We start from the raw sequence: 6000 nt of genomic DNA, 5'->3' as shown, positions 1-6000 counted from the left end.
CTGGGCCGCGCGGTGAACGTGGCCAAGAACCACAGCGCCGCGGCGATCAGCATGCACACCGTAAATCACCCAGGCGCCAAGCACTTCACCACCGACGTGTTCGACGGTGACCCGGACACCGAATGCGGCGGCAAGGCCGTGGGCTGGTTCCACATGTCACCGGACTGCACCCACCACAGCCAGGCTGCCGGCGGCCAGCCGCGCAAACGTGAGATACGCAACCTGTCGTGGATCGGCCTCAAGTGGGGAGGCAAGAAGCGCCCCCGGGTGATCAGCCTGGAAAACGTGAAGCAGATCCTGCAGTGGGGCCGATTGATCGCCAAGCGTGACAAGGCCAGCGGGCGGGTGGTGACCCTGGACCAGGTGCCGCACCCAACCAAGAAGGGAAAGACCACCAACCGAATCGCCGCACCGGGCGAGCAAGTGCCGGTATCGAACCAGTTCCTGGTCCCTGATCCGAAGCAGCGTGGCCGCACCTGGCGTCGGTTTGTGGCGCTGCTGGAAGGGATGGGTTATGTCGTGGAGTGGAAGGTGATCAGGGCATGCGACTTCGGCGCACCGACCAGCCGGGAGCGCCTGTTCATGATCGCCCGGTGCGATGGCCGGCCGATCGTCTGGCCGGAGCCTACTCACGCGAAGAACCCGGTCAAGGGCCAGCAAAAGTGGAAGACCGCCGCTGACTGCATCGACTTCACCGACCTGGGCAAAAGCATCTTCGGCCGCAAGAAGGACCTGGCCGACGCAACGTTGCGCCGGGTTGCCAAGGGCATGAAGAAGTTCGTCATCGACAACCCGGCGCCTTTCATTGTGCCGATTGCGAACTGGTCGGGTGAGTCGGTGCAGTCTGCCGATGAGCCGCTGCGCACAATCACCTCCTATCCAAAGGGTGGTGCCTTATCCGTGGTCAGCCCGGTGATCGCACCGGCAACGCACCAGGGCAGCGATCGAATCAACGACCCACTCGAACCTCTGCCGACAGTCACCTGTGCGAACCGCGGCGAGCTGACGCTGATCAGCCCGTTGATGGTTGGGGCCGGTGGCCCGGAGTACTCAGGAAAGCCGGTTGGCATGGACCAGCCGGTGGGCACGCTGATGACGCAGAACCACCGCACGATCGCAGCGGCACACCTGGTGAAGTTCCGCTTCAACGACGCGAGCAAGGCGCTGGATGAGCCACTGCCGACCATCACCAGCGGCGGCAACTATCAGCGCGCCGCCGGTGCCGCGCACGCCATGGGCATCTCCTCGGTGTTCATGGCCCAGATGAATGGCGGCTTCAACACCACCGACGCCAAGAGCATCGAAGACCCGATGACCACGGTCACCAACACCGGCAGCCAGCAGCAGCTGGTGGCGGCGAACCTGATGCACTTGCGCGGCAACTGTGATGCACGGGACGCAAATGACCCGCTACACACCATCAGCGCCGGCGGCCAGCACCACGGGTTGGTCAGCGCATTCATGGAGCGGGCATTCGGCGGCAGCGTGGGCCAGGGCCTGGATGATCCAGCCCCAACCATTACTGCTGGTGGCGGGGGCAAGAGCTCACTTGTATCGCTCACGCTTTCGCCAGAACACGAAGCCGGTGCTCTCCGGGTTGCTGCCTTCCTGATCAGCTACTACGGTACCGAGAACACCAGCGCCTGCGATTCGCCAGCACCGACCATCACCACCAAGGACCGGCTGGCCCTGGTCACGGTAATGGTGAAGGGCACGCCCTACGTGATCGTCGATATCTGCCTGCGGATGCTCAAGCCACCTGAGCTGTACAAGGCCCAGGGTTTCCCCGCCGGCTACATCATCACCCACGGATCCGACGGCAAGCCCTTCACCATCACCCAGCAAGTGCACATGTGCGGCAATAGCGTGAGCCCGCCGCCAATGGCGGCAATCGCAGGAGCAAACGACCCGTGGCGCACCGAAGAGCGCCAGGCGCGCGCCGCATAACTCACAGCCACGGCACGACCGCCATCCACTCGGCCAGACGCATCAGCATCTGGCTCAGCAGATCAATCAGCACTTGGTACATCAGGTCAGCGATGAGTTGTTTCATGCGGCAGCGCTCCAGATATCTGAAGCCACATCTTAAAGGGTATTAAGAAGATGATCAGCGCACACCCCTGTGGATAACTTTTGATCCTTACACGACACCTTATCCCCCTACTCCACCGCCCGGGCATGGCCCGGCAAGGACTCCCCATGCCTACAGAAAACAAACTCACCCTGAAGCAGCAACGCACCGAACAGGTGAACCAGGTGATCCGGATCATCGGCACCCACGGCCGGCGCTTCTTCTTCAACCAGGTCGCTGATCGCTACGCCAGCATGGAAGTTGATCAGCGCGGCAAGGTCTGGTTCATCGACGAATACAGCGCCAGGCGGATCTTCACGCACAAAACAAACTGGGGTGGCCGGTGGCGTGGGTTCAGCCATGGCGGCACGCTCCGCTCGCTCATCGAGGGGTTCCGGGATTACATCCGCACTGGAGAACCACTCAGCCCGTTCTATCTTGGCCCTGAACGTTTCGACGATAGCAATATCTGGGGCTACGACGAAGATGGCGTTAAAGCAGTGCGAGAACAGGCCGGCATCCTCCCGGTGTTTCGCCAGCCGGTCTCGGAGACCGCATGAGACGCAACTACTTCAGAGACAGTTAACATCTATACAGCTTAACAGCGCACCTATGGCGCGCGATAGGGAATTGATGACTTAACGATATCGATATCATGCAGAGAAAAAATTTCCTGATCGAATGAAGCAGCATTTACTTTATTTACGAAGGCTTTCATCGAAGCGTATGCAAGATCCTGATCTCTCATCGGACCAACCATGATCGACTTGATGCTTTCGACTGGAATTGATACCTCTACATACGGAACTAGCAAATTCCCTCTTGAGCGAAATGAAATATCTAATGCATCTTCAACATCGGGATCTATATCGTGTCCCAATACGATTCGATACTCACACTCTTCGGAAAAACTAGCATGTTTCATTGTAGCAGCAAGACCTATTATTGTTGAGAACGCCTCATAACCTTTCTCATCAAGTTGACCGTCATTTTCCTGCATGCTTTGCGCCATAGTTAGCGCACAATCCAAAGATCCATAGGCTGCCTCATCACTTTTCTCGTCGTCATCATAAAGGCACTTCGATAATGGAAAGGGAAGCAATTCGGCATCAAATTCGATAGCATATGCGCCATAAGCACGCCACTGACTCAGTAAATCTTTTGACTGGCTAAAAGAAGAGACAAATACAGGTCGACGATCAAGCCCGTAACCCTCTCTAAGCAAAATTGATCCTTTGATATACTCTACAGCCCCATAAAACTGCTCATGTCGATCAGGAAATTTTTTTACCTGATACTCTAAATATCGAATTATTATCTTAAACCCTTCACTCATCTCTTCAGCGTCGTTTAGAAATCTAACATCAGTCAACCAAAGTTTTTTCCTTTCCAGAATTGACTTAACTGCATTCACATCCGTGTAGTGGTAAAGGTTCATCACATCTGCTCAGTCTTAAAACACGCAATATACCTGCAAAAACTATCGCAGCTCAATTCAACCCTATATCACCCTCCCCTTCCCCTCCAAAGTCAGCCGCTATAGCGGCAAGGACGAAGTCATGCCCAAAGAAAAGTATCCGCTTGCCGTCGAGAGCGTTGGCGGTGACACCTACATCGTGATGAGTCGCGGGCACCACGACCTGCGAGCGTTCATGGCCGAGGTCGTCAAGGATTACGGCGATTGGAATCTCGGCGGCGCGCAGCACGTCTGGATCAAAACCACACCAACGAAAGACGGATGGAGTTACAACATCGTTAACCAGGCGACTCGCGGAGCATGGCCGGCAACCTACTGCTGGGAATATGGTGAGGGGTATGAAAAGTGGCGCGAGGTGGCGCCATGATCGCCACCCTATGGTTAGCCTACGTCTTCATCTACAAGGGGCCAAGGCCATGAAACAGCATCGCGTTTTGATCGGCGACTGCATTGAGTCGATGCGGACGCTACCGGATAAATCGGTTCAAATGTGCGTTACCAGCCCGCCCTACTACGGCTTGCGGGACTACGGTGTCGAGGGCCAGATCGGCCTGGAGGAAACGCCGGCCGAATTTATCGCGCGCTTGGTGGATGTGTTCAGCGAGGTGCGTCGAGTACTCCGCGACGACGGAACGGCATGGGTGAACATGGGTGACAGCTACGCCGGCAGTTGGGGGGCGGAAGGGCGAACCACAACCCACGGTAACAGTGGGCACAACGCCAGTGCCATGCAGAGGAATTCAATTTCCAACCATCCGAAACGGTCCAGAAAAACGACTTCTGACCCAAAGGGTTATGGCCTTAAGCCAAAGGACATGATGGGCATGCCATGGCGTCTGGCATTCGCACTGCAGGACGATGGCTGGTACCTGCGTCAGGACATCATCTGGCACAAGCCGAACCCAATGCCCGAAAGCGTCCGCGACCGTTGCACCAAGGCCCACGAGTATATTTTCCTGCTGAGTAAGTCGCCGAAATACTTCTACGACCAGTCGGCAATCCTTGAACCTTGCTCCCCCAACACCCACAACCGACTCTCGCAAGACGTTCTCGCGCAAATCGGTAGTGACCGTGCCAATGGCGGGGCCAAGAGCAACGGCAACATGAAGGCAGTTGCGAGGAAGTCAAACGGCGTGGGCTGGGGTCACGGTACCGACAGCGAAGAAAGAGCGCGGGGGCGAATCAAGGACAACGATTCAATGAACTCTGCCCTCGCCGTTATGCCCACCGAGCGAAATAAACGCAGCGTATGGACTGTGCCGACGCACAGTTTCAAGGGCGCACATTTCGCCACCTTCCCGCCTGACCTGATTCGCCCTTGCATCCTGGCCGGCGCCCCACTCGGCGGCATCGTGCTTGACCCTTTCGGCGGTGCCGGTACGACGGCGGTGGTCGCCATGCAGGAAGGTCGTAGATCAATCTTGTGCGAACTGAACCCGGAATATGCCGCAATGGCTGAACGCCGGATCGCTTCCGCCTGGCTCGACGGCGCGGCGCAGATGGATGTCTTTCGCGACACAGCGCAACACCCAGCAGCCTAACCCCCAATCCCCCGACATGCCTGCCGGTGAGCTACTTCAAGGCAGCTGGCTGTCGACCCAGCGCTCAGCAGCAGCCATCGCCTCATCAAGGGCGGCCGGGTAATCGGGCCAGGGTCCCGTCAGTTCGGCGGCGACTTCGCCAAGGCCATGGATGGGCGCCTGCTCAATGATCTTGGCAGTGACCGGAGCATTGTCGTTTGGGCGCCGCCAGACGAATTTGAGAAACATCGTTTGGCCGCGGTAAGCGTGCGCAATTGGCGCATCTAGTTGATGAGGCACGCGCCCTCCTGGCGACTGGGTGGGTTGAATACCCGTTTTACACCCATCCCAACAACACAGATATCTAGGCATAACGCCATCACTCCATTTCCCTACATGCCTGCCGGTGAGCGGCGGGCGAGGTATCGACATGCCTGCAAACAGTGAATACAGCATGACACGCAGCGATGCCACGGACCTGGCAGGCATTGCCCAGTTCGACTTGGCGATGCGGCGAGAGGCGCTGACCAGCTACCTGCAGCGTAATGGCTCGCAGCGCCTGGTTGAGTTCACGGCGCAACTGATTGGCATGGCCAACTCGGTCGCGGAGAACTGCGCGGAGATGAGTGACCAGGTGCTGATCGAGGAATGCGGGGTCCACCCCGACAAGTTCACCAGCGTGAACCTGCCAACACTCATCGGCGCCTGCCAGGGCGTGATGATCGCCAGCAAGTGCGACCCGGCCGGCGCCTGTCACGGGTGCGCATATCGGCTGGGCTCGATTGCTAATCAGTCGCCCATCACCACTTGCGATGCGGAGTTCATGGCCCACGACCAAAAAGGATTCATGTGCCACGCCCACCTGGACGCAGAAGGCGAACCCACCAAGGTGTGCGTCGGGCACGCAAAAGCAGCAAAAACCTAACCCACCT

Annotated in this window: 7 protein-coding genes; 5 read left to right on the top strand and 2 right to left on the bottom strand. The window is 57.8% G+C overall.

Annotated elements, in window-relative coordinates; genetic code table 11:
* Both BBG20_RS25500 and BBG20_RS25495 read left to right on the top strand, forming a co-directional pair.
* The coding region (locus BBG20_RS25500) for a DNA cytosine methyltransferase (protein WP_065908366.1) at positions 1-1947 on the top strand (1947 nt) is incomplete at its 5' end.
* A 252-nt stretch (positions 1948-2199) separates the two neighbouring features.
* Positions 2200-2631 (top strand): hypothetical protein, encoded by a 432-nt coding sequence (locus tag BBG20_RS25495; RefSeq protein ID WP_065908364.1) that lies wholly within the window; start codon positions 2200-2202, stop codon positions 2629-2631.
* Between the two features lie 50 nt (positions 2632-2681).
* Here BBG20_RS25495 and BBG20_RS25490 read toward each other — a convergent pair whose 3' ends face one another.
* Positions 2682-3509: a DUF2971 domain-containing protein gene (locus BBG20_RS25490; protein WP_065908362.1), complete on the bottom strand. Its 828-nt coding sequence runs from the start codon at positions 3507-3509 to the stop codon at positions 2682-2684.
* 121 nt (positions 3510-3630) lie between these two features.
* Between BBG20_RS25490 and BBG20_RS25485 the strand changes: the two genes are divergently transcribed.
* Together BBG20_RS25485 and BBG20_RS25480 are read left to right on the top strand one after the other, a co-directional pair.
* The gene (locus BBG20_RS25485; protein ID WP_065908360.1) at positions 3631-3915 is read left to right on the top strand and encodes a hypothetical protein; all 285 of its coding nucleotides are present in this window, start codon (positions 3631-3633) and stop codon (positions 3913-3915) included.
* Between the two features lie 49 nt (positions 3916-3964).
* Entirely contained in the window at positions 3965-5089 is a 1125-nt protein-coding gene (locus BBG20_RS25480; protein WP_065908392.1) for a DNA-methyltransferase, read from the top strand.
* A gap of 36 nt (positions 5090-5125) precedes the next feature.
* Here BBG20_RS25480 and BBG20_RS25475 read toward each other — a convergent pair whose 3' ends face one another.
* Positions 5126-5317: a hypothetical protein gene (locus BBG20_RS25475; protein WP_226939957.1), complete on the bottom strand. Its 192-nt coding sequence runs from the start codon at positions 5315-5317 to the stop codon at positions 5126-5128.
* A 205-nt stretch (positions 5318-5522) separates the two neighbouring features.
* Between BBG20_RS25475 and BBG20_RS25470 the strand changes: the two genes are divergently transcribed.
* The gene (locus BBG20_RS25470; protein WP_083221486.1) at positions 5523-5993 is read left to right on the top strand and encodes a hypothetical protein; all 471 of its coding nucleotides are present in this window, start codon (positions 5523-5525) and stop codon (positions 5991-5993) included.
* Positions 5994-6000 lie beyond the last annotated feature (7 nt).

This window comes from Pseudomonas aylmerensis, from assembly GCF_001702265.1.
Taxonomy (GTDB): domain Bacteria; phylum Pseudomonadota; class Gammaproteobacteria; order Pseudomonadales; family Pseudomonadaceae; genus Aquipseudomonas; species Aquipseudomonas aylmerensis.
The sequence above is the reverse complement of the archived record's forward strand: the minus strand, read 5'-3'. Positions and strand labels throughout refer to the sequence as shown.